We start from the raw sequence: 22,969 nt of genomic DNA on the forward strand, positions 1-22,969 counted from the left end.
CCCGCGATCAGCGGGCACGGGCGCCGTCGTGCGGGGGAGCGGGGGCCCGGGACGCTCGGTGCGTCCCGGACCGGCCGGGCTCAGAACAGGCCGATGGACTCCCCGGTCTCGGTCACGCCCATACGCAGGGCGGCCGGCTCCTCGGGCAGTCCGGGCATCGTCATGATCGCGCCGGTGAGCGCGACGACGAAGCCCGCCCCGATCTTCGGTACCAGATCGCGCACGTGCAGCACGTGCCCGGTCGGGGCGCCGAGCGCGGAGGGATCGTCGGTGAACGAGTACTGAGTCTTCGCCACGCACACCGGCAGGGTGTCCCAGCCGTTGCGCCTCAGCATCCGCAGCTGCGCCGGCGCACGGTCCTCGAAGACCACGTCCTCGGCGCCGTAGATCTCGCGGGCGAGGGTGCGCAGGGACTCCTCGATCCCGTCGGCGGGATCGTAGAGGTGGTGGAAGTCGGGCTCGTCCTGCTCGATCGCGGCGAGGACCTGCTCGGCGACGGCGCGGCCGCCCTCGCCGCCCTTCGCCCACACCTCGGACAGCGCGGCGCGGAAGCCCTGCTGCTTCGCCCAGTCGAGCACCGCCTCGAGCTCGGCCTCGGTGTCGGTGGGGAAGCGGTTCAGCGCGATCACCGGCTCGAGGCCGAACTTGCGCAGGTTCTCGACGTGGCGGGCGAGGTTCTCGGTGCCGCGCAGCGCGGCCTCGATGTCCTCTGTCGCCAGATCGGTCCTGGCGAGGCCGCCGTGCATCTTCAGCGCGCGCACCGTGCCCACCACGACCGCGGCGTCGGGGGCGAGGCTGCCCACCCGCGACTTGATGTCCAGGAACTTCTCGGCCCCGAGGTCGGAGCCGAAGCCCGCCTCGGTGACGGTGATGTCCGCGAGCGAGAGCGCGAGCCGGGTAGCGGCCAGCGAGTTGCAGCCGTGGGCGATGTTCGCGAAGGGGCCGCCGTGCACGAGCGCGGGGGTGCCGCCGAGGGTCTGGACCAGGTTCGGCAGCAGCGCGTCCTTCAGCAGCATCGTGATCGCGCCGCCCACCTCGAGGTCCTCGACGGTGACGGGCCTGCGGTCGTAGGTGAAGCCCACGACGATCCGGTCGATCCGCTCCTGCAGGTCCTTCAGGTCCGTGGCCAGGCACAGCACGGCCATGATCTCGGAGGCGACGACGATGTCGAAGCCGTCCTCGCGCGGGACGCCCTGAGTGGCGCCGCCCAGGCCGATCACGGTCCTGCGCAAGGCGCGGTCGTTGACATCGACCACGCGCTTCCACTGGACGCGGCGCGGGTCGATGCCCAGCGCATTGCCCTGGTGGATGTGGTTGTCCACGAGGGCGGCGAGGGTGTTGTTCGCGATCTGTATCGCGTGGAAGTCGCCGGTGAAGTGGAGGTTGATGTCCTCCATGGGCACCACCTGCGCGTGGCCGCCTCCGGTCGCGCCGCCCTTGATGCCCATGATCGGGCCGAGCGCGGGCTCGCGCAGCGCGACCATGGTGCGGTGGCCCATGAGAGAGAACGCGTCGGCCAGGCCCACGGTCGTGGTGGACTTGCCCTCGCCGGCCGGGGTCGGGGACATCGCCGAGACCAGCACCAGGCGCCCCTGCTTCCCGCTCGGGGTCATCTGGCGCACATCCACCTTGGCCTTGTAGGAGCCGTAGGGCACGAGCGCCTCCGTGGGCACGCCCGCGCGCTCGGCGATCTCCGTGATCGGCTCCAGGGTCGCCGCCTGGGCGATGGCGAGATCAGGGTTGTCGGCTGACATCATCGTCCTCCACTTCGTGGTCTCTCACCCGGGCATCGGCGTCCGGGCAGGGTCGTGGCCCACCATACGGGGCAGATCCTGGGCATATGCCGTTCCCTCGTCGGAGGGGCGGCGCCCGGTCGTCGGGCTGCGACGCGGCGTCCCGACCGCCCTGTCGGCGCGTTCGCCGCGCGTCGTCCCCGAGCGGTGGGACCGACCAGCCGTCCGGCGGCCGGGAACGGCTGCGCGATGGATCGCGGGCCCGGCGCAGGCCGACAGCATCGTGGTCGGTCACCGGCGCCACAGCGACCTCTATGCCTATATAGGCATAGAGGTACGCCATACGCCATCACATGACCAATCGCACCGTGCTCGGCAACGACGAAGCCCCCTGGCGGGCCAGGGGGCTTCGTGGTGGTGGCTCCGACCGGCGTCGATCCGGTGACCTTTCGATTTTCAGTCGAACGCTCTACCAACTGAGCTACAGAGCCGTGGCCGTCGTGACGACCGAGGACAAGCGTAACAGCCCCTGCGAGGTGATGCGCACCGGATCCGCCCCGGTGAGAGGCAGACCACGGCGATCGGCCCTGAGCCTCTGCGCGCGAGTCAGGACAGCGTGATCAGCGCCTTGCCGAGGTTGTCGCCGCGCAGCATCCCGACGAACGCCTCCGGTGCCCTGTCCAGCCCGACGGTGACGTCCTCGCGATAGCGCACCTCGCCGGCCGTGACCCAGGCGCCAATCTCGCGCTGGAAGTCCTCGAACATCGTCGGCGCGAACTCGCGCTGGATGAAACCGCGCAGGGTGAGGCTCTTGGCGAGAACCTGGCCCATCAGGGCGCCGCTGCGGTCGGGCCCCTCGGGCAGGGAGGTGGCGTTGTAGTTCGCGGCGAGCCCGCACAAGGGCACGCGCGCGAACTCGTTCAGCAGCGGCAGCACTGCGTCCCACACCGCGCCGCCCACGTTCTCGAAGTACACGTCGATGCCGTCCGGCGCCGCCGCGGCGAGCCGGCGGGGCAGATCCGGGGCGCGGTGGTCGATCGCCGCGTCGACGCCGAGCTCCTCGAGCAGCGCGACCTTCCGCGCGCCGCCGGCGATCGCGATCGTGCGGGCACCGCGCAGGCGGGCGATCTGCGCGACCGCGGAGCCGACGGGACCGGCCGCCGCGGCGACGGCGAGGGTCTCCCCGGGCTGCACCTTCCCGATCGCGGTGAGACCCGCATAGGCGGTGAAGCCGGGCATCCCGAGCACGCCGAGGGCCGTGGTGACCGGCGCGGCCGCGGGGTCGAGGCGGCGCAGCCCCGCGACCTCCTCGACGCTGTACTCCTGCCAGCCGCCGTAGCCGAGGACCACGTCGCCCGGGGCGAGGGAGTCGTCGGCGGACTCGACGACCTCCGAGACGGTGCCGCCGACGATCACGTCGCCGACCTCCATCGGGGCGGCGTAGGACTTCGCATCGCTCATCCGGCCACGCACGTACGGATCCAGGGAGATGTGCAGCGTGCGCAGCAGCGCCTCGCCCGGACCGGGCGAGGGGACGGGCGCGGTGTCGTGGAGGAAGTCGGAGGGGACCGGCTCGCCGTGCGGGCGGGAGGCGAGGCGGATCCGGCGGTTCTGCAGGTCGGTGCTCATGCCTCGAGCGTACGCAGATCTGCCGGCGAGCACGAAGAAGGCCCCGGAGCGATGCTCCGGGGCCTTCTCGAGGGGCGACCCTGACCGGGCTTGAACCGGCGACCTCCGCCGTGACAGGGCGGCACTCTAACCAACTGAGCTACAGGGCCTCTCGTGTCTTCCGGCTTCTCGCCTTCCGACTCGGATAACTCTACCGGAGGTTTCCGGGGCTCACGACCACTTTCGCTGTGAGCCGCCTCGCACCTCGGCGGAGCAGTACCCCCAACGGGATTCGAATACGTTACAAAAACAGGTCAGGAAAGCGCTTCGACCAGCACGTTTACACGATTTTACACCGAACTAGTGGACGTGTGTCTGGAACGCTCTGACCAGGACGAACACAGTTGACGTTGATGCCAGGTCAACAGATGGAACGTCCCGGCAACACTCCGCACCACCCCAGAGACGACGAAACGCCCCTCACGATCCCGTGGACCGTGAGGGGCGTTGTGTCGTGCCGTCAGTGGGCGTCCTTGTATGCCTGCCGTACTTCGGCGGGGATGCGGCCACGGTCGCCGATGCTGTACCCGTGCTCCTGCGCCCATGCACGAATCTTGGCAGTGTCCTCGCCAGGCACGGTCGCGCCAGGCTTGCGACGGCCACCAACACGTCGAGCCTTCCCCGCCCACACGCCGATAGCCTCACGCAGCTCCGACGCGTTCTCAGCAGTCAGGTCAATCTCATACGCGACACCGTCCAGCGCAAACGACACGGTCTCGTCCGCTGTCCCGCCGTCCATGTCATCCACCAGTTCCACAAACGTTCTACGCGCCATTAGTGGCCCCTCTCCTATAGGTGATGGGGCCACGATAGCGCATTAGAGAATGGCCGAGGCGACCCTGGCGGAGACCTGCTCGCCCGACGTTAGGTAAAGGCCGACAGGCGTCCCGTCAGTGAGCCGCAGCCCGCGATAATCGGAGGCGGGAGGCGGGATCGGGGCCGGGTCCGGCTCGTCATCCCATCCGGGCACGGGATAATGAGTCGGCGGAGACTGTGCCGGGTCGTAGGGCACCATCACGCCGGACAGCCACGACGACGCTTCCTCCGAGAAGGGGTTGTCGTTATGTCCGTGCGTGCCGTACAGGGCGTCGATGGTCTCAGGATTCGCGGCGCGAGCGATGAACGCTTCTGCCATCGCGCGGGTCCCATCGGAGGGAGTGGCGATGAACAAGATGTTCACGCCCGCCCAGTTGCTCGCGGGGTCGTTCACGGGGTCATGCCCAGCCATTGCGGCGGGTAGTTCGGCCCACGACGCGACGCCGTAGGAGGAGAGCGTGGTCTGGTCCCCGTATTCGTACACGTCGATCATGCCGTTCATGCACGCCACTCCGGCGAGGGTGGGGACAGGCTGCCGGGACGCGGCGACGATCACGCCCATGCCGCCCATTGAGTGACCGAACATCGCCACCGAGTCGATCCAGTGCCGCCGCGCGGCCCAGTCGTACACGTTAGCAAGGTCGTCCATCACCCGCTGATTGCCCCAGAGGTTGCCGTGCGACGCCGCGCCCACGACGATGCCCTGGTCGAGCGCCGCATCCCGCTGCGCGAGGAACGCCCCCACCTCGGCGCTCTCCCGGCTCGCGGCCATGCCGTGCACGAGGAACAACATTGACGTGTGCTCGTAGGGTGCGACATGGGCGGGCTCGTAGACGTAAGCCTCCCGTCCTTCGGCAGAGATGGAGTAGCGCGTGTACTCCGTGCCGCTCGCCGTCTCGCCGGGGCTGCGGTCCAGGATTGTCGCAGGGGGGCGGCTCATAGCGTGATCCCGTACTGGGCCGAGAGCGCGGTGTGCAGCTCGTAGACCTCTTCGTCGGTGAGGCGGCGGTCGTATACCCGAATCTCGCGGATGTCGCCCGTGTAGCGGTAGGCGTTACTAAAGACGCCTCCGATGCGGAACGACATCGTGGTGGGGGGCTCCTTGGAGGTGGTCCTCGTCGCCGTGCTGGCCCCGACTGTGATCGCCCTCTGTGTCACTCCGGGCTTTCCCCAGCGGGCCGTGACGATCTGCCAGTCGCCTGTCGTGCCTGTCGGGCCTTCCGGGTCGGCGTTGCCGATGGTGTAGAACCCCTTGCCGGAGGGGCCGGTGAGCGCATGATCAATCGGGTGGCCCGCAATGAAAGCGTAAGCGGTCCCGGTGGTGCGCACCACAGCCGTGATTGTTGGCTCGTCCGTGAACGGAATCGTCGCAGGCCCGTAGGAGACGGTGCCGGGGAAGGACGCCGCGCCATCGGATGCCGTTGCCGAGCCTGTCCCTTCCTTCGGGAGGGATAGGCCCGCCTTTGCGTCGGCCCACGCAAAGGCCGTTACGTCGCCCCCGAGGAACTGGTGCGTGAAGTCGTTGGGGCCTCCCGGCTCCTCGGGGTCCACGGGCACTTCCCCGCCGTCGCCGAGGACGAGCGCCACCTTCCCCGGATTCTCCGCCTCCCACGCCTGTGCTTCTGCGAGGGTGGCGAAGATGGGGATCGCGCCCGCGATGCCTCCCCCGCCTTCTCCGGGGTCGCCTTTGAGGTCGGGGCCTGGCACGCCGTCTACAACGATGGTGGTGCCGTCGAAGGTGATTTCGGGGGTGTGGCCGTCGCGTCCCGGCTCGCCAGGCGGGCCCGTATAGTCACCCGACGCGATAGCCTCAGCGATAGCGTCCTCGATACCGCCCGCGACCTTCTCGGCCCGGACAGCAGCGGCCTCGGCCCGGACAGCGATAGTTTCGTCCACGACCTTGACCACGCCCGGCGAGGCGTCCACGGGGATAGCAGTCGCGAGATTGACGACAGCACCCGTGGGGAGGGACGTGCTGAACGCGGGGAGAGCGACACCGCCCGGGAGCTTCACCGAGACACGGTACGTCCACTCGCTCGGCGTCAACGCGTCGTTGTCCGTCGCGGGGAAGGACATGCCGCGCGGCCCAGCGGTGCCGTCAGCGTTCTTCGTGCAGAGGTAGCCCTCGTAGTCGATGATGCCGACAGCGCGGCGTGCGACGAGGGACAGTGCCCCGGCAGTGCCCGTGTAGCGGACGGTGGTGACTGCGGGCGTGATTTCGACAGTGCCACCCGAGGCGGCGGTGATGTCGGGTTCGGTGCCTTCGTCTACTCCGTCGGCGTCCATCCAGCCGAAACGACCGGTGAACGTTCCGTGCCCGAGGTCTTCGGGCCATGCCATTTCGGCCATGGTGATGCCTTTCGGTCAGTTGTCGGCGCGGTGCGTGTTGGTGCGCGGCTCGAGAACCTCGCCACCACCAGCGGACGGTGAACCCGTAGCAGCAGTCACCGCAATCGACTTGAGAACGGACACGAGCGCGGCACCACCAGCGATAGACAGGACCGAAACAGCGTCCACGTCAAGCACGCCGAAGAGGTCAGTGCCCAGCGTTGCGAGTGCGCCCTGTGCCGCCGTAGCGATAGCACGCTCAGCCGTCGCCTTCCAAAACTGCTTAGTCCAAATGCTCACACCTTCTCCTCTTCATGCTTGACGTGCCCGCTTCCGGGCGCGTTACGGGTTGCATTCTGGATGCGCAACAGTGTCGCAACCATGTGCCACAACCCAATATTGATAGCCAGGTAACCAGCGATACGGAACACGTCCTCGCCAGGGAAATCATCAAGGACGAACCGCGCCAACGACAACCCGGTCATATAGGCCACAGACAGGCACAACCCCATAATGATCCGGCCAATATCCGTCGCCCACCACCGCGACCGCAACGCGTACAGCGACACAAACGCGGCGGCAGGGAACATGCACGCCCAGAATAGGCCCTTAGCAATCCAGTCCGTTAGAGTCATGTCAAGCGTGCCTCCTAGCCGCGAACGCAAGTTCCAGACGCTCCGCGAAATGGTTACGGCGCGCCTCATCGCGTAGATCAGTAGTCAGTTCGTCAATCTCTGCCCGGTCGATGCGGGTTACGCGGCGTAGTGCCTCGTTCCGTTTCCGGGCGTCGGCGAGCGTGTAGTCATCGTTCACGTGTCATCACCGCCCTCCGACCTCGGCAATGCGCCGACGATCTTCCGAACGAAATACAGCGAATCGACAAGGTCGCGGTTCTGTGCACGGACCTCCGCTGCAATGTCCTGCGACTCGCGCCACGCCTCGCGCCACTGCGTCTCTGCCTCGCGGGCGCGCGCAACCTCCGCGGCATGCACCGCCGTGGTCCGCGCGATCTCCTCGTCTTTCGCGAGCAGGCGGGCGTCGCGGTCAGCAGTAACGCGGTCCACCTCGCGCGCCACTGCCCTAGACGGCACCAGGCGGCCCGTGTAGATGAAGAACGCGACCAGCGCGAGTAGACCGTACGCGGGGAACACCTTCACGTCACTGAGGGCCGTTAGGAAAGTCCAATCCATCACAGCCCCCTAACGGCCCGCACGGTTAGCTCACCACCGGGAGTAGCCATGCCGCGAACCAGGTAGCGGGGCCGATCTTGCCGTCCTGCGTGAACCCGGCGAGGCGCTGCAAGTTCTTCGCCGCGTTCTCCGTCGCGTCGCCGTAGCGTCCGTCCACGGTGAGGGAGTAGCCGCGCGCATTCATCTGCGCCTGCCAGGTCTTGAGCCCCTGCGCGCCAGACCTCGAGCCGGTGCCCGTAATCTCGCCGGGGACGAGACTGTTCGGCATCTTCCCCGACACGGCAGTCTGCCCCGAATCCCCGCCGTAGTAGCAGAGATTCCCCGGCGTGCGCAGCAGCGGGAAGTCGGGCACATCAACAAGCTTCACGAGAAGTTCCTTTCCGGTCGGGAGCTTCCCGCCAGTAGATACGGGAGTGGTCGGTGCGGTGATCTTCCCGGCCCGTGCGAGCTGATCGGCCGCGCCGAGGTGGGGGAGGTAGTCGCCGGGGCATTCCGTGGAAGTCCAGTGCTGGTGCGGGTAGATCGGGAGATCGCCCCACCGGGACCGGATATCTGCGACGAGGGCCGCGAGGACGGGGAGCGTGCCGAGGACGTTGTTCGGGTCGCATTCGATGGTGATGGACTCGGAGTTGGCGACGCTGTTGCCGTTAGCCCACGACCTGTGCGACTCGTCCACGATCCGTGCGACGCGCGTCGCGGAGATGACGTAATGCGCGGACACGTTCGCTTCCGGGTTGCACAGCCAGTCCACGATTCCGTCGAATGACTGCCCGGATGGCTTACCCCACCAGTGGACGGTGATGTGCTTCACGGAATGGCCTTTGCGGTCCGTGTTGCAGTTCGGAGATGACTTCGCCGCCTCCACGGCCGGGAGCGCGGGCAGAGTCAGCACGTCATCCTGGCGAGGCGCGGGCACGGATGCGCCGCCTACCGGCCCAGCAGGAATCGCCGGGGCCGGGGCGGCATCACCTTTTCCCGCAAGGCCCATCGCGCGCTTAGTGCCCGCGCCGACCTTCCCGTCAGCCGTCAGACCGTGCGCCTTCTGCCACGCCTTGATCTTCCCGACCGTGCCAGTGCCGATCTTCCCGTCCACAGACGCGCCAACGACACGCTGCACAGCCGCATGGTCGAGCAAGCCCTCGTGCTTCATCTGGTCCAGCGAGGGCACGTAACGGAAGTGCCAGTTTTCGCCGACCCGTCGCCCCTCATCCCAGGACCAGCCATACGTGCGCCCGTTCGCCTTGAACCATTCCTGGATCGCCGCAGGATGGATATCGACCGCGCGCCCATCCTCGTGATTCGAGCCCAGGTCGGGCGACGCAACACTCACACCGCCAGGCTTACGCGCCCAAATCTGGCCAGCATAAGCCCGGTCCGACTTGAGCTTCCGTCCACGACCAGCCGGGGCATAGTTCTGCTTAAACAGCGCGACCTGCTCAGCTTTCGAGCGGCCAGCAGACCAGACACTAAAGTTGACACCAGTATCAGCGACCGCACGATTCAACGCCCGAGACAGAGCCTCGTAAGCGCCGCGTTCAAGCCACTCGGATTTGTTCTTGTTAGACCACGATGCGGGAAGCTTAGACGTTGCCACAGAGGTCTCCTTTCGGGCATGGAAAAAGCCCCCGCGATCACGCGAGGGCTAGAATGTCGGGGAGGGATCAGTTGGGGGAGAACCAGCGCATCGGGAACCAGATCGAGTTGTTGTTCGACCAGTTGATGTCGGTTCCCGAGATGTTCCTGATGCGGATCGAGCCTGTGGAGTAGTTCATCTCGACCCTGCCCCGTGCTTCGTTCTGGGGGAGGGTGACTTCGATGTAGTCCGTGAATCCGCCCCGCAGATCGGAAGGGATCGGGTTGTAGTTCAGCGTGACCCAGGTAGCGTTCGGGAGGGACAGGCTCGACCCGGTAAGGTTCTGGATACGAATCTGCGCCTGACAAAGCTTCCCGCCAGGAAGATGCTGCACCATGATCGGAGCCGGGGACTGGTCCGCATTCCACTGGGCGCTGTACTGGAACGGGCGAACCTGCGGGATAAGGGAGACCTTCGACCCGCCCGACTCTGCCGAAATCCCCTCGCTGTCAAGCCTGAGATAGGTCTGTCCATTGGTGGCAGAGAAAAGGGTGACGGTGTTTCCATCGGCAGTGATGCGCGCCCGGTTGAGGCCGCTGGACCCAATCACCCTTACTTCGGCCGAGGTCGGTGTCGCGCGAATCTGCCCTCGACCGCTGTCGCCGCCGTATGTCTGCATGAACGAATCGATGGGCGAAGTCTGAATCGCCCCGCCCGTCGTGCCGTCCGCCTGGTACGTCCGCATGTACGACGCGGTGGGCGAAGTCTGAATCTCGCCGCCCGTGCTTCCGTCCTCGCGGTACGTCCGCATGTACGACGCGGTGGGCGAAGTCTGAATCGACCCGCCCGTCGTGCCGTCCGCCTGGTACGTCCGCATGTACGACGCGGTGGGCGAAGTCTGAATCGACCCGCCCGTCGTGCCGTCCGCCCGAAACGTGCGCATGAAAGACGCTCGGGGATTCGCGACGATGTAGGAAGACTCTCCGGTCGTGGATTTGCCGCCGTCTACGATCACGCCATCACCGTAAGCGCCGATTCCGGGCGGGGTAGAAGTAGTGGATGTGTCGGGCGGCGTGACCCGAAGGCCAGGGTACGTCAAGCCAGTGGCGCTCCACGAGGGAATGTATCCATCGTCCGCGAACTCGACCTTCCCCGGCAGCGCGTCCGAGGTCTTGAACAGTCCGCCCGTGAACGTGCCGCCCTCGAACGTCTCGCCCGTGAAAGACCCGCCAACAATATCGTCAGCATGGATCGCGCCCGCAGCCAGGTTCTCAGCAGTCACCGCGCCGACCGCAAGTTCCTGCGCCGTGATCTTGTTCGCCGCGAACAGGTCAGCAAACATCTTGTTAGCGACGACCTCGGACAGGTTGCCGTTCGAGACGAGCTTGGACAGGTCGATCCCCGCAATGATCGCGTCAGTGAGCGTGACCGGCACCCACGCGGAACCATCCCAGCGCCACTGCCCAATCACCTCACCATTCACGACACGGAACCACTGATCGCCATCGCCCGCACCATCACTAGTCGGCGGGTTGATGCTGTACGTGGTGAAGTTACCCGCCCCGCCACCATCAACAATGATGTCATCAATCCGGGCATTAGCCGCGTCGAGCTTCTGCTGCAAATCAATACGCGAGTCTTCCAGCTCGTCCGCCAACCCAGGCAGGACAACCTCGTTCAACTCCTGGATGGACTCGCGCGCCGCGTCAACATTCGCGGACACCTCACGAACAGAATTCTCGCCGCCATCCCAACGCGGCCAAACAATGTCCCCAGACTCGCCAAGGTCCTTCACGCCAGCATCGCCGGTCTTAGACTGCCGCTCCTGCGCCTTCATGTCCGCGACCACGTCAGCGAGCATCCGAGAAGGCGGTGCATTCAAATCCCTGTACTGCACCATCAGTCGATCGCCTCCTCGTCTAAATAGTCGTCCGGCGTCGGGACAGCATCATCCTGGAAAGCAAGGTCAACCATCGCGTTAGACCAACTGCCCTTAGCCGAGATGATCCGCTTCGCCGTCGTGCCAGCGGGGACAGTCAGCCACTCATCGCTCATCGTGACCCTCGCCGCGTCGCCCACGCGCCAGCGCCCAATCTCGCACCGCTGATCCGAGCCGTCTACGGCTATGTTGATCTGTGTCACCACGTCACGAGACGCGGCCAGCGCGGCGATTGCGTGCTCGCGGATCAGGTCACGATTTGCGGAGTCGCTAGTGGACCCGACCGATTCAAGGATCGGCATCTGGTCGCGGAGTAGTGACCGGTCCTCAGCGACACGGACCATCGTTGTAGACCCCTCGCCCGCGCCAGTCCAGTACACGCGCGCCGCAAGCCTCGACGCATCCGTCGTCACGTCCACAGACGCGACCGGGGAAAGCGACGAGGTGGTGTCAAGGTCCATCGACCAGTCCTGCGCGATCTGAGGCTGCGCGTGGGTGCCGTGTACCATCACCCACTCGAGGTTCCCGTCAGCCCGCCAGCGTGGCCGGAACGCGATGTCCGGCCCGTTGCGCACGCCGGACAGTTCGGTGAGCCGCTTCCACACCTGGTTGTTTGCGAGGTTGTACCCGTCGTAGGTGCGTGTCCGCAGCCTCGACCCCTGCTCGCGCGGGGACCCGAACACGATCGGGAGCGTGCCGCCAACCTTCGCCATGCCACGCTTCACGACCTCCTGGCCAATCGTGCCGTATGACACACCCGTGTACCGGAGATGCTTAGTCATCATCTCTACCTGAGCCGCCGTGGACAGGCTGATCGGTTCCTGCGCCGTCAGCACGCGCCGCTCAAGGATCGCGCCGATGCCGCGACACTCGAACGTGGCCGTAGCCCTCGTCTCCGTGGGAGGGCCGACAATCGGACCCGCAACCCACGCAACCAGAGACCCGTCCTCACGCTGCCACGACACGCACACCGACGTGCGATACGGCGACCACCACAACGGGTCAAGCCGCCGAACCTGGTCCTTCCCCACCGTCACCGAGAAAGACTCGATCCCATTCAGAGGAATCTCCCACGACCCCTCCGCCGCAAGGTCAAGCTGAGCGCCTCGAGCGCCGTCCATCGTCCGCACAAGATGAGCAACCCATGTCACTGCGCCACCCCAACATGCCACACCTCGAAACGGTTACCGGGATAGCCCTGATTCGTGCCCTTATGGTGCATCCAGCCCGGACCGCTAACACCCTCGATCTGGTCCTGGATGTAGTGCACCTTGTGGACGCCCTCAGACATCTGCACCGTGAACGACATAAAGTTAGTCTGCGGGGCCGCGCGCGTGACACGAGTGGTGAACGCCAGCTCGAGCGCGTCATCGATATAGACACGCCACCGGATTGCCGCAGACGGCTGATCAGAGTTTGAACTCTGGATCGCGGAGAGGCAGTGCGTCAGATCGAATCGCACCCACGAGTCGGACGGCACCGAGAACCGGCCCGTCCCGAGCGTGAGGGGGGAGACGTTGCCCTTGATCCCGTTAGCCGGATCATGGAAACGATGGAGCATGCCAATTGACGCGCCAGCCGGGACCGCGAAGTTACGATCCACGGACTGCTGCGCCGACCGAGTAGACGTAATCCCGGCCGGGACGGTGAACAGACCCAGCGTGATCCCGCCAGCCGGGGCCGCGCCCTGCGTCACGTAGACGAGCCCGTCCCGGTCCATCACGACACGGTCCTGCCTCGACCCCGTAGCCGGCGCAGGGATCGTGTTCACCGTCTGCGCCTCAACCGCGTACTCAAGCGCCAGCCCCGCCGCAGTCTTCAACACAACAGACCCAGCAGACACCGAATACGCCATAGACGACGTACCCGACACCTTCACACCACCAGTCGGCTTAATCCCGCTAGTGTGCCAGTTCGCGCCCACAATCCGCTGCAACTCAGCCGGAGACGTGCCCCGCAAAACATCGACAGTCTCCGGCGCAGGCTGATCACCAACCTTAACAGGGGCCTTCGGCCAAGGGTGCACCATCGCGTACTCCAATCACAAATAGGTATCGCGGTGACGGACAGACGCCCAGCCAGAACCGCCATTCAAAAACTCAAACCGCACAGACTCCAACGACCCCGGAGCAACAACACCCCAAGCCCGCTCGCCCAGCAAATGCGACTGATCCACGCCACCCACAGTGACCGAACCCGCCATATCAACAGTCACCGGAACATCCTGGAACGTCGGCCACGGATAGGTGACGCGCCGATCCCCCACCGCTACAGCGAACCCAGGCGAATCAGCCCACACCGTAAACACAGGCGCAGAAGACGCATTACCGTCATTCCACACCTGCTCGTCCGTGTCCACCGCAGAACCAAACGAGATGACGCCACCATGCGAGAACGGCACGAACTCGAAACCAACACCCGCACCCACAGGCTGCAACGACGACTCACGCCACGGGGAATACAGGTAAGGCATCGGAGCATGGAGCGGGACCTGAACAGTCAGGAAGCCGCTATCGAGGTAGACAGTCGGCTTAACCTCCCCGTCCAGCCTCACCTCGGCCACGAGCGATTCGCCGTCCTGCTCAACCTCCAACGTGCCGTAGCCGCCCTCAGCGAAAAGGCCCGAAACGCCCCGCTCAAGTGCCCACAGCTCCGCACGGCTGTCCCGCTCCATCACCAGATCGACCGTGAGCGTCCGCCCCGCGCGCAGCGAGGGCGTGGAGAACGACCCGTGGGAGAGCCGCTCCACGTCCTCACTCCGCACCCCGACGCCACCGGCCCAGCCGGTCAGGCCGGTCAGGATGTCCCGACCGGCCTGACCGTCGTGGTCATACGAGCCGCTAAGCCTCGCCCCCGAGGAGTCAGTGATAACCACACTGATCACGCGCTCATCACCTCCCGTGCGGCATGAACCATCGACTCGAACTCCCTGCGCGTACGCCGCTCGATCTGATCGTCAAGATCAAGCTGCTGCGGGGAGTAATGGAAGTGCTGACCGCCGCCGCCATCGCTAGCAATCCGCGTCAGCGCCTCAGACTCGCGCGGCGGCAGAACCTTCTCCGGACGGCGCGTCTTGTTCGCAATCACCGACAGACCGGGCGGAATCTCCCCGCCCTGGTCATACAGCGAAGGCATGATCCCGCCATCCTTGAACGCGACATGCACGTGATTGAAATGCCCGCGATACGTCGACCCGGAAGTTTGCGCCTGAGCACCCCAACGCCGCCACTGCCTATTCCCTGCGGGGGAATACAGCAACTCAGTCGGCTTATAAGGATGCATAGCGTTGAAGAACGCCATCATCCGACGCTTACCATCCGCAGTCATCGGAGCGGCATAGTCATGCGCACGCCCAAGAGCGTGATACGACACCGACCCCGTACGGCGAGTCCGCGCACCGGGCCGATACCCGGACGTGAACGACAACCCATTAGCCGCCGCGAGCTGACCCGCCAACCGGAGCGAACCACCAGCACGCCCAGCAACAGCCGGAGCAGGCCCCGCATCCGTAGACACCGGAGCGAGCTGCCCCTTAAGCCAGTCGCCGAGCATCGTCCCCGCATTGGTCGTGACCTTCTTCCCGACCTCCGCGAACAGGCCATCGCCCGGGATCAGCTCCGCGACCTTGCCGGCAAGATTCGTCAACACCCCGAACGGGTCCGTGACCGCCTCAGCAATCGTGGACGCCTGATCCGTGAGCCAATCCCACGCATCGCCGCCGATGCCCTTGAGCGCACCCCACACGCCGCCGTCCTTGAACGCCTCACCGCGACGAGCCTTCCGGTTCATCTCGGCAACCGCAGCAGGGCCACCCACCGCACGCGTCCACTCAGGCCGCATAATCGCCTCACCACCGGACAGGTCGAGACGACCGCCAGTCGGCGAATAGAACTGGTGCACGTCCCTGCCGGGCGTATACCCCGGCATGACGCCACCCGACGCGAACTTCACATACCGGGCGGGGAGGCGCCACTTGTCCGGCAAGGACAGTTTGTCCGCAACACCGTTGAACGTCTCGCGGAGAGTCGCCATGTAGACGTCCTCGATCACGAACCGGATCGGCGTCTTCGCGGCCTCCTTGATGCCGTCCCACGCCTTCTTAATGCCTTCCCGCATCGTGTCGAAGGCGTCCTTGATGTTGCCGGTAATCTCATCGATCTTAGGCTTGATCGTGTTCGACAGCCAGTCCGCGACCGGCTTGATCGCCTTGTCCTTCACGAAGTCCCAGGCGCGCTTGATCGCGTCCTTCATCGTGTTGAACCCGTCCTTGAGACGGTCGATCACATTCTTCACCGCAGGCCACGCCGTGTCACGGAACCAGCCCACGACCGCATTGATCGCGTTCTTAACCTGATCCCAAATCCACTTGACGCTGATCTTGAAGCCCTCGAAGGCGAGCTTGAGCCAGCCAATGACCTTGTTGACCAGCGGCCATGCAGTGTTCTGGAACCACTGAACAACGGCGTCGATTGCGCCCTTGATCGCATTCCACACCGGCAAGATCACGCTGTTATACAGCCACTTGAACCCGGCCGCGTACCAGTCGATGACCTTCTTCACGACAGGCCAGGCAGTGTTCACCAGCCACTGCACGACCGCATTGATCGCGGCCTTGATCGCGTTCCAGACAGGGATAATCACGGACTGGTACAGCCATCGAGCAGCCCCAGCAATCGCATCCCACGCGGACTTGATCAGAGGCCACGCCGTATTAACGATCCACCCAACAACCGCACCGATCGCAGCCTTGATCCCGTTCCACGCCGGGGTAATCACGTTCCGCCACAGCCACAAAGCAACCGGTGCAATGACGTTCTGGAAGTAGAACTTCATCAAGTCGATGTAAATCAGCACCGCCGTGACCACGACCGCGATCGCGAGCTTGATACCATTCCAGGCAGGCAGGATCACCGACTGGTAAAGCCACAGCGCTGCCGCACCAATCGCATTCCACGCCGTCTGAATCGCAGGCCACAGCGTGCCGGTGATCCAATCCCCAACGACCTGGATAGCCGTCTTGATCCCATTCCAGGCCGGGAGGATCGCCGAGTTGTACAGCCACAGCGCACCCGCCGCGATACCATCCCACGCAGACTTCAATAGCGGAACAGCCGTCGTCATAAACCAGTCCACGACAGCCAACGCCGCGTTCTTGATCGCAGTCCACGCGGCCTCGAAGATCGCCTTGCCCGTCTCCGTCTGCGTGAAGAACCAGACCAGACCGGCGACCAGCAGAGTGATGCCCGTGATGATCAGACCGATCGGGCCGGTCGCGAACCGAATCGCCGCACCAAGGAGGCGCGTCGCTACAGCCGCAGCCTTCGACGCCGCCGCGCCGATCTTCGTCGCGATCGTTCGCGCCCGTTCCGCGATCGTGGCCCGCTGAGTCGCTACCGTGTTCGTGTTCGTTGCCGCAGTCTGGCGAATCTCCGCCATCGTCGCCCTGTTCCGGGCAACAGCAGCCGCGAACGACGTGACGTTACGGGCGATCTGTACCGGCAGCGTCGCAAGGTCGGCGGCGCGCTGCGCCGTCACAGCGGCAGTCAGGCCCTGCGTTGCCAGCTTGTACGCCGCGAACCCCGCCACGATGTAAGGCAGGAGCTTCACAACCGTGTCGGCGTGATCCGCGAGGAACTGCATTGCTGAGCCGAGCCCCTGAAGGGCGATCGACAGCACCCCCGGAGCCGCCGACCCCACCGACGCAAGCCCCGTGCCGATGCCCGACAGGGACCCCGCCGCGCCAGACAGGTCGACAGCCCCCAGCGAGTCCATGAACCCGGAGAACGACGAGAAGTCAAGCTCCCGGATCGAGTCCCACAATTGCCGGACCATATACCCGGCCCGCTCCATGAACCCCGGGAAGCCCGACGAAGTCACCTCACCATCGTTATACCGCCATGCGGCACCGAACGCGGTGATCCCATACTTCAGTTCGCCGAACACAGTCCGGCCAATCTCGCCAACACGAGTAAGGAACCCGATGATGACCTGCGGGTCAATCTTCTCAATCCACGACACGATCCCCGCGAAGAACCCCTCAACACCAGCAGTCGCCGCAGGAGTAAACCCAGCAAACAGGTGATCCAGAATCGGGCCAAGCTTCGCCGTTACAGCCTGCACCACGGACTGAATACCCGTGGCCCCGGCCTTCACCATCGGCATGAACCGGGTGACGACATCCGCGCCCAGCTTCGAGAAGCTCGTGAGCATGTTCGCGATCGAGCCACGAGTCGTATCACCCATCGCCGTAGCGACACCACCAGAAGCGTCCCGCGCCGCCTTCTCGAACGTCTCGAAATCGATCTTGCCCTCAGAAGCCATCTTCTTGACTTCTTCCTGGGAAACGCCCAGGGTGTCGGAAAGCGACTGCCAGATCGGGATGCCGCGCTGAGCGATCATGTTGATATCGCCCGTATACGCGGTACCAACAGCGGCGACAGTGTTGAAGATCGAGCCGATCTCCTCCATCGGAGCCTTCGCGCCAGCAGCCACGTTCGCCACGGTCTTCATCGTCTGCTCAAGCTGCTCACCCGGCTGGATGCCCGCAGCGACAGCGCCAGCGGCGGACGTAGCGGCAGCGTCAAGACCAAACGCGGTCCCCTCGACCGACGCGAGGGCGTTGCCCATGATCGTGTCGACCGTCTCGGTGTCATGTCCGAGGCCCCGCATCATGGCCTGGGCGTCCTCGATGCCGAGGGCACGGTTGATGCCGCCCTTCAGGGTCAGGCCAGCGATCGCGCCCGTGACCACGCCGCCGACCTTCAGCCCCGTCTTCAGTGTCGACGTAATCGCCGACCCGAGCTTCGAGCCAATCGACCGGCCCGCACGGTCCGTCTCACCCATGACCGACGCGCCCGCGAGCTGCGAGCCAATGTTGCCCTTGATTCCCGTGATCGTCGGGACAAGGCCGATAGCAGCCGTCGCAATCGTTGGGTTACCAAGAGCCATCGGGCACCTCCATAAACATTAGGGCTCGATAAAGCCGCAGGTCACTGCGCTCTTTGCGCGTCAATCAGTTTCTGTCGGCGCATAAACTCCTGCGCCTTCGCGTCGGCCTTCGACGCCTTCGCCTGCTCATCCCCAACAAACGGGGGCGGCTCCTGCACAGGCGGCGGGTTCTCCCCCTTCGACCCGTCCTCGGTCTGCCGCCACTCCAGCCGCTCCACACGATTCAGGACGACCATCTGGGCCTGGTACTCGTCGGACCACGCCTTCGGGCCGCCCGTCGCCTGCCACACGCGCGCCCCCGCAGGGAGCTGCGTTGCGAGGACTGCGGCGCGGCGGAGGGTGAGCCCGCCACGCCACAGATCAGCAAGGTCGACCCCGTACTCGGAAGCGAGATCGGCCTCTAGCTCCTCCGGGTACTCGGTAAGGACCCAGAGGAGGCCGGTCAGTTTCCCTGACCAGTCGCCTCCATCAGCTCCTGGAACAGCTCAGACATCGCCTCGGGAGAAATCTTCTTCGACTCCTCGTCCCGGGCAAGCTCCTTCAGCTTCGTGTGATCAGCCCGGTCGAGAAGAACGGACAGCATCGCGGGGAGCATCCCGGACGCCGCCATTTCCATGAACTCGTAGTCCTCGTTCATCCGCTCCTGATACTGCTGGACGTGGACGGTGAACGTCTCGCCACGAACCTCGACAACACGGTCGCCCTCCGCAGCCTCGGCCTGAAGCGCCTTCACCTTCGCGCTCGTAGCCTTCTTCTTATCGGCAGGGTTCTTCGCGCCAGCCTCGCGAGCCTTCTCGGCAGTGCTCTTAGTGGTCTCAGACATAACGGTCTCCTAGTGACGGTCGGTATTGCAGAAGAATGTGACGGTCGAGTGCTTCAAAAAGAGGTGCTGGGCGCGGACCGTCACCTACGCGCCCAGCACCGGCATAGAAAAGAGGCCCCACCAACAGGTGAAGCCTCGATACGGCGGACGACAGATCAGCCGCCCGCGACCTCCGCCACCATCGCGGGATCGTTCGTGAGGATGTCGTAACCGCCGTAAACGGTCACGGTCTGCTCGTACATCGTGATCTCCGAGTTCGACGCGACCTCCTCGGGCCGCTCACCGGTCTCGCCAGACGGGATCAGGTAGCGGTACCAGATATCGCCGTCCCACTTGTCAACGATCCACGAACGGCGGTCGTTGCTCTTCTTCGCCCCCGAGACACGCAGCCGGGACACGCCACCAGTGGTGGTGTGCTCCTTGATATCGTGGATCAGACCGAAGGTGAGAAGAGTCGTCTCAAGCGCGGTGAACGTGAACGTGTCCTCGCTCGTGGTGACCTTCTTCCGCACGACACGACCGCCCTGGTGGCCGTTGAAGGTCTCAACGTTGTCGTTGTGCGCGAAGTTCAGGCCATCCTCAGACAGCCAGCCCACGTTCTCGTGATTCTCGGGGACAACGATGTCGTTATCCGCAGGCATCACCGCGCCGTGGTCACCGATCCACACGGAATCAAGCTCACCACCGTAGATGCGGGCATTGTCGGGGTTCAGCCACGTCGCCTCCGTGGCAGTAGTAATCGGAACGCTCACTTAGAGGCCTCCTTGCCAGCGGGAGTGGGAGCCAGCTTAACGGCGTCCTTCTCCTGAATCTTGATAGCGCCACGACCCGAGAGCACCCGAGCGAGCTTCGCGTCGAGAACCACCGAATCACCCGCCTTATGCTCCTTGCCGTCAATCTGCCCGTTATGGGAGACGACCGCCTTAACCTTAATATCAGCCACTGCTAGGCCTTCCTGTATGTGCCCCGCAAATGCACCTCATGGGTGAGGACGTAGCGGGGAGTTGTGCTATCTGGATCGGGGGAGTCGGCGGGCGCGGCGATTTCCTCGACGCGATGCACCTTCACTCCCGAGAGGGTTGTGCCGCGCAGCGCGAGAAGCGCCGCCCGGACCTGTTGGGCATCGTCCTGGGCGTCGGCCTTCTTCTCGGCCCAGCACTCGACAGTCAGGCGGGCAACATCCGTCACGCTGTTCGCCATGAACCCGCCAGTGCGAATCGTTCTAACGAAACGGGCCGGACGATCCTTAGGAACAGTGGTAACGATGCGTGGAATGTCCGTCGCCTCGCCCAGATAGGAGTTGATCAGCGCCTGCGCATTCGCAAACATCGCTCACCCCCTCAACTGGTCACGGACCCGCATCAGGGTGTGATTCCGAGCGTTGTCACGCGCAGCCTCCGGAGTCTCAGCCGTCACCCGGCCAAGCGCACGAGTCCGCCCAACCTCGACCGTCGACTCATACCCGCGCCCAGCAGCGCGGGCCGCCTGCCCAGTCCGCCGAGCAAGCTCGTCCTGAACGCCCTTCGACTTCAGCAGCTTGTCAATCTCGCGAGAGTTCAGCTTCACGTCAGCACGTCGCGCCATCAGCCGGCCACCTTCTTCACGTTGATCTGCACGCACCCGACGTTCAGGCCGGGGCGACGCCCCCTGCCGAGCACGCCGCGACGCCTCGCCGGATTCGATCGCTCATCAAAAATCGCGACCTCACCCACGACACCCCAGCGCCCCGCATAGCCGGGGACCTCAATCTCGTCGTGAGCGCCGACGCGAGCAGACTCGGGAGCGAGGATCGTCAAGCCGGTCACAACCATGGACCGGTTCGTGTCAGACGGCTCCTCAGAGGTGGACGGGTAAATCGAGTCCACGTCGAGCACGTACGGCTCGCCGGGAATCTCGATGTCGTCGCCCATCTCGTCCTGGCCACTCGTGGCGGCGGGGTGGACCGTCACGGTCAACGCCATGTGTCCACCGTCCCCGCCACCTGGGTGCCCACACTCGAGATTCCCAACACCCTGCGATGATGAGTAGAGAGGAATACCTGCCCCGGGGCGTCCCCGCCGTACGTGATCGACCCCGACGACGGACCATTTGACTCCTGCACCGTGCGGACCCCACCAGGATTCGCCAGCTTCCCCAGAGCCAGATCGATCTGCACATCCCGGGGAGCGTCCTCGTCGACCCCGCCCGTGAGAATCCGCTGGACGAGAACCCCGACCGGGACCTCAGCAAGAATTGCCCGCCGAGCACGCCCCAGCCAGTAGACCAGCGCCTCCTCCTCGACCCCCCCGGAAACCCCTTCAAGGTCAGCGGCGCGCAGTTCGTCAGGCACAGCCCATTCGATGCTGTCAGGCATTGCGGCCTCCTTACTTGACGGAGGTGCTCTTACCTCGCGCGCGGGGAGCCTTGGCGGGCTCATCGGCGGCGGCGAACACCTCGGGGCGGACGCCGGTCGCGTCCGCCTCCGAGATGTCCTCGCCCACTAGACGCACCCGCCCATCGATCAGCACGTTCTCGATGAGCTTCGGCATCAGATCACCTTCAGAGACGCGGAAAGGTTCGCGTTCTTCAGGATCGGCAGGAACGTCGAATCGGCATCGACCACGGTCTTGCCCGCAGTGCCCTCGGTGTCCCACACGGCAGCGACAGCGCCGGGAAGCTGACCACCAATACCGGCGAACTCCGGCTTGAAGCTCGACTCGGTAAGGCCCCAGATCGTCGCGCCGAGCTCGGAGGTGCCGCCGTTCACGTAGTCCGGGACCAGAATCAGGCGGTCCTCGGGGAGGAGCCGCGTCTTGCCGTTGTCCAGCGACCCGTTGTAGCGGACCAGCTGCGGCAGATCAGAGGCCAGGAGAACCTGATTAACCTGCTCGAGAGTCGCCGGACGGGTAACGTCGTTGACCTTCGACGCGAACTGCGCATGGCGAAGGAACGCGTTGATCGCCTTCGTGGACGCGAGAGCGTACGACGGGCGAGTGCCGCCGGACTTCTCCTCGAAGATGTCGACGAAGTCTCCGAGCTGCCCGAGGACATCGGAGCCGGACGCCGAGGCGAGCTGCGCCAGTGCGGCGGTCAGCTCGGCGTCACGGCCGAAGTCCTCGTCAAGACCGAAGTTCTTCTGGTCGATGGTGGCCTTGCCGGTCGCGAGAACGTTAGCGCGCTGGCGGCGGGCCGCGTTAAAGATCGCCTGAGCAGCCCTATCCGAGGCGCGACGGATCAGGTTCGCATACCCCTCGCCGCCTGCAAGGCGGGACATCAGCGCGTCGGACTCCGACACGGGGACGCGGCGGGAGAACGCGACCAGATCAATCGTGCGACGGGCCTGCTTGGGCAGGTCATCGATCGACGGCTGGGCGTCCCAATCGCGAGCCTCGGCCTCGGGAGTCACGCCAGCATCGCCGACGGTAAAACGCACCGCGATGTTGTCCACAGTCTCATCGGGGAGGATCTGCGAGAGCACATCCTGCTCGGTGTAAGACTCGATACGGCCACGGACAAAGCCAGTGACCTCGGCAGGGTTCAGGTACTTAGTGTTAAGCGCCATTCTCAGGCCTCCTCAACGATAATGTGGGTCAGCGCGGCAGCAGGTGCGGCGGTGAGCACGGCCTTGGCGGCGGCGGACAGGTAGGGGCGGCGAACGTGCGCCTGCCGCAGAACAGCGACGTTCAGCTTCCCGGACGCGTCGGAAACGCGGTCAGAGACGGTGAAGCCAACCTGGTCGGTCGCACCAACCTCAGGCGCGGCGTCATCCTTGGTGTAGACAGTCGCGACACCAGCAGCGGTGATAACGACCGGCGACAGCGCAGGGACAGCGCCATCATTCACGTCGGCAGTAGCCTTGAAAGTAGTAGCAGTATCGAAGCCGAGCAGCGACGCGAGCGCGCGACGGCTGGAAGTGCCCCGCAGGGCCTCATCCTTAATAGCCATGACTGGCCTTTCTGTTCAAGTAAAAAA

24 protein-coding genes and 2 tRNA genes are annotated in these 22,969 nt (G+C 65.0%); all 26 read right to left on the reverse strand.

Annotation, left to right across the window (positions count from 1 at the left end; all coding sequences use genetic code 11):
- Positions 1-80 precede the first annotated feature (80 nt).
- Complete coding sequence (locus tag HMPREF3159_RS03250) at positions 81-1,754, reverse strand: formate--tetrahydrofolate ligase (RefSeq protein WP_083305769.1); 1,674 nt, start codon at positions 1,752-1,754, stop codon at positions 81-83.
- A 394-nt stretch (positions 1,755-2,148) separates the two neighbouring features.
- Positions 2,149-2,224: transfer RNA gene (locus tag HMPREF3159_RS03255), tRNA-Phe, on the reverse strand.
- Between the two features lie 115 nt (positions 2,225-2,339).
- A complete protein-coding gene (locus HMPREF3159_RS03260; RefSeq protein WP_070499649.1) occupies positions 2,340-3,362 on the reverse strand; it encodes an NADP-dependent oxidoreductase in 1,023 nt (340 codons plus the stop codon).
- 75 nt (positions 3,363-3,437) lie between these two features.
- Positions 3,438-3,511, reverse strand: a tRNA-Asp gene (locus tag HMPREF3159_RS03265).
- A gap of 350 nt (positions 3,512-3,861) precedes the next feature.
- On the reverse strand, positions 3,862-4,176 hold the full coding sequence (locus tag HMPREF3159_RS03270) for a histone-like nucleoid-structuring protein Lsr2 (protein ID WP_070499650.1): 315 nt from the start codon (positions 4,174-4,176) through the stop codon (positions 3,862-3,864).
- Positions 4,177-4,218: 42 nt separating this feature from the next.
- Positions 4,219-5,157 (reverse strand): alpha/beta hydrolase family protein, encoded by a 939-nt coding sequence (locus HMPREF3159_RS03275; RefSeq protein WP_070499651.1) that lies wholly within the window; start codon positions 5,155-5,157, stop codon positions 4,219-4,221.
- Entirely contained in the window at positions 5,154-6,557 is a 1,404-nt protein-coding gene (locus HMPREF3159_RS03280) for a LamG domain-containing protein (protein ID WP_141748043.1), read from the reverse strand. Before HMPREF3159_RS03280 ends, HMPREF3159_RS03275 begins: the two co-directional genes overlap by 4 nt.
- 24 nt (positions 6,558-6,581) lie before the next feature.
- Positions 6,582-6,845 (reverse strand): holin, encoded by a 264-nt coding sequence (locus tag HMPREF3159_RS03285; RefSeq protein ID WP_070499653.1) that lies wholly within the window; start codon positions 6,843-6,845, stop codon positions 6,582-6,584.
- On the reverse strand, positions 6,842-7,135 hold the full coding sequence (locus HMPREF3159_RS03290) for a putative phage holin (protein ID WP_141748044.1): 294 nt from the start codon (positions 7,133-7,135) through the stop codon (positions 6,842-6,844). The genes HMPREF3159_RS03285 and HMPREF3159_RS03290 overlap by 4 nt, the downstream gene beginning before the upstream one ends.
- A gap of 219 nt (positions 7,136-7,354) precedes the next feature.
- Positions 7,355-7,702 carry a hypothetical protein gene (locus HMPREF3159_RS03295; RefSeq protein ID WP_141748045.1) on the reverse strand — a complete coding sequence of 116 codons (348 nt, stop codon included), beginning with the start codon at positions 7,700-7,702 and terminating at the stop codon, positions 7,355-7,357.
- Positions 7,703-7,760: 58 nt separating this feature from the next.
- The gene (locus tag HMPREF3159_RS03300; protein ID WP_141748046.1) at positions 7,761-9,329 is read right to left on the reverse strand and encodes a peptidoglycan-binding protein; all 1,569 of its coding nucleotides are present in this window, start codon (positions 9,327-9,329) and stop codon (positions 7,761-7,763) included.
- Between the two features lie 67 nt (positions 9,330-9,396).
- Positions 9,397-11,208: a hypothetical protein gene (locus HMPREF3159_RS03305; protein WP_070499657.1), complete on the reverse strand. Its 1,812-nt coding sequence runs from the start codon at positions 11,206-11,208 to the stop codon at positions 9,397-9,399.
- Entirely contained in the window at positions 11,208-12,368 is a 1,161-nt protein-coding gene (locus HMPREF3159_RS03310) for a hypothetical protein (RefSeq protein ID WP_070499658.1), read from the reverse strand. Before HMPREF3159_RS03310 ends, HMPREF3159_RS03305 begins: the two co-directional genes overlap by 1 nt.
- A 26-nt stretch (positions 12,369-12,394) precedes the next feature.
- Positions 12,395-12,970, reverse strand: a complete 576-nt coding sequence (locus tag HMPREF3159_RS03315; protein WP_141748047.1) for a hypothetical protein — start codon at positions 12,968-12,970, stop codon at positions 12,395-12,397.
- A 318-nt stretch (positions 12,971-13,288) separates the two neighbouring features.
- Complete coding sequence (locus HMPREF3159_RS03320) at positions 13,289-14,131, reverse strand: hypothetical protein (RefSeq protein WP_070499660.1); 843 nt, start codon at positions 14,129-14,131, stop codon at positions 13,289-13,291.
- Positions 14,128-18,195: a tape measure protein gene (locus tag HMPREF3159_RS03325; RefSeq protein WP_070499661.1), complete on the reverse strand. Its 4,068-nt coding sequence runs from the start codon at positions 18,193-18,195 to the stop codon at positions 14,128-14,130. The genes HMPREF3159_RS03320 and HMPREF3159_RS03325 overlap by 4 nt, the downstream gene beginning before the upstream one ends.
- A 41-nt stretch (positions 18,196-18,236) precedes the next feature.
- Positions 18,237-18,485: a DUF5361 domain-containing protein gene (locus HMPREF3159_RS03330; RefSeq protein ID WP_070499662.1), complete on the reverse strand. Its 249-nt coding sequence runs from the start codon at positions 18,483-18,485 to the stop codon at positions 18,237-18,239.
- 152 nt (positions 18,486-18,637) lie between these two features.
- A complete protein-coding gene (locus tag HMPREF3159_RS03335; RefSeq protein WP_070499663.1) occupies positions 18,638-19,018 on the reverse strand; it encodes a hypothetical protein in 381 nt (126 codons plus the stop codon).
- A 155-nt stretch (positions 19,019-19,173) separates the two neighbouring features.
- Positions 19,174-19,770, reverse strand: a complete 597-nt coding sequence (locus HMPREF3159_RS03340) for a phage tail tube protein (protein ID WP_070499664.1) — start codon at positions 19,768-19,770, stop codon at positions 19,174-19,176.
- The gene (locus HMPREF3159_RS03345; RefSeq protein ID WP_070499665.1) at positions 19,767-19,961 is read right to left on the reverse strand and encodes a hypothetical protein; all 195 of its coding nucleotides are present in this window, start codon (positions 19,959-19,961) and stop codon (positions 19,767-19,769) included. The genes HMPREF3159_RS03340 and HMPREF3159_RS03345 overlap by 4 nt, the downstream gene beginning before the upstream one ends.
- Before the next feature lie 2 nt (positions 19,962-19,963).
- Positions 19,964-20,347 carry a hypothetical protein gene (locus tag HMPREF3159_RS03350; RefSeq protein ID WP_141748049.1) on the reverse strand — a complete coding sequence of 128 codons (384 nt, stop codon included), beginning with the start codon at positions 20,345-20,347 and terminating at the stop codon, positions 19,964-19,966.
- 254 nt (positions 20,348-20,601) lie between these two features.
- Entirely contained in the window at positions 20,602-20,979 is a 378-nt protein-coding gene (locus HMPREF3159_RS03360; RefSeq protein WP_070499668.1) for a hypothetical protein, read from the reverse strand.
- Complete coding sequence (locus HMPREF3159_RS03365) at positions 20,970-21,371, reverse strand: hypothetical protein (protein WP_070499669.1); 402 nt, start codon at positions 21,369-21,371, stop codon at positions 20,970-20,972. Before HMPREF3159_RS03365 ends, HMPREF3159_RS03360 begins: the two co-directional genes overlap by 10 nt.
- A 10-nt stretch (positions 21,372-21,381) precedes the next feature.
- Positions 21,382-21,546 (reverse strand): hypothetical protein, encoded by a 165-nt coding sequence (locus tag HMPREF3159_RS17330; RefSeq protein WP_168165365.1) that lies wholly within the window; start codon positions 21,544-21,546, stop codon positions 21,382-21,384.
- The gene (locus HMPREF3159_RS03370; protein WP_070499670.1) at positions 21,546-22,559 is read right to left on the reverse strand and encodes a major capsid protein; all 1,014 of its coding nucleotides are present in this window, start codon (positions 22,557-22,559) and stop codon (positions 21,546-21,548) included. The genes HMPREF3159_RS17330 and HMPREF3159_RS03370 overlap by 1 nt, the downstream gene beginning before the upstream one ends.
- A 2-nt stretch (positions 22,560-22,561) precedes the next feature.
- Positions 22,562-22,942 carry a hypothetical protein gene (locus HMPREF3159_RS03375; RefSeq protein ID WP_070499671.1) on the reverse strand — a complete coding sequence of 127 codons (381 nt, stop codon included), beginning with the start codon at positions 22,940-22,942 and terminating at the stop codon, positions 22,562-22,564.
- Between the last annotated feature and the right edge of the window lie 27 nt (positions 22,943-22,969).

The organism is Brachybacterium sp. HMSC06H03 (assembly GCF_001807385.1).
GTDB classification, from domain to species: Bacteria; Actinomycetota; Actinomycetes; order Actinomycetales; family Dermabacteraceae; genus Brachybacterium; species Brachybacterium conglomeratum.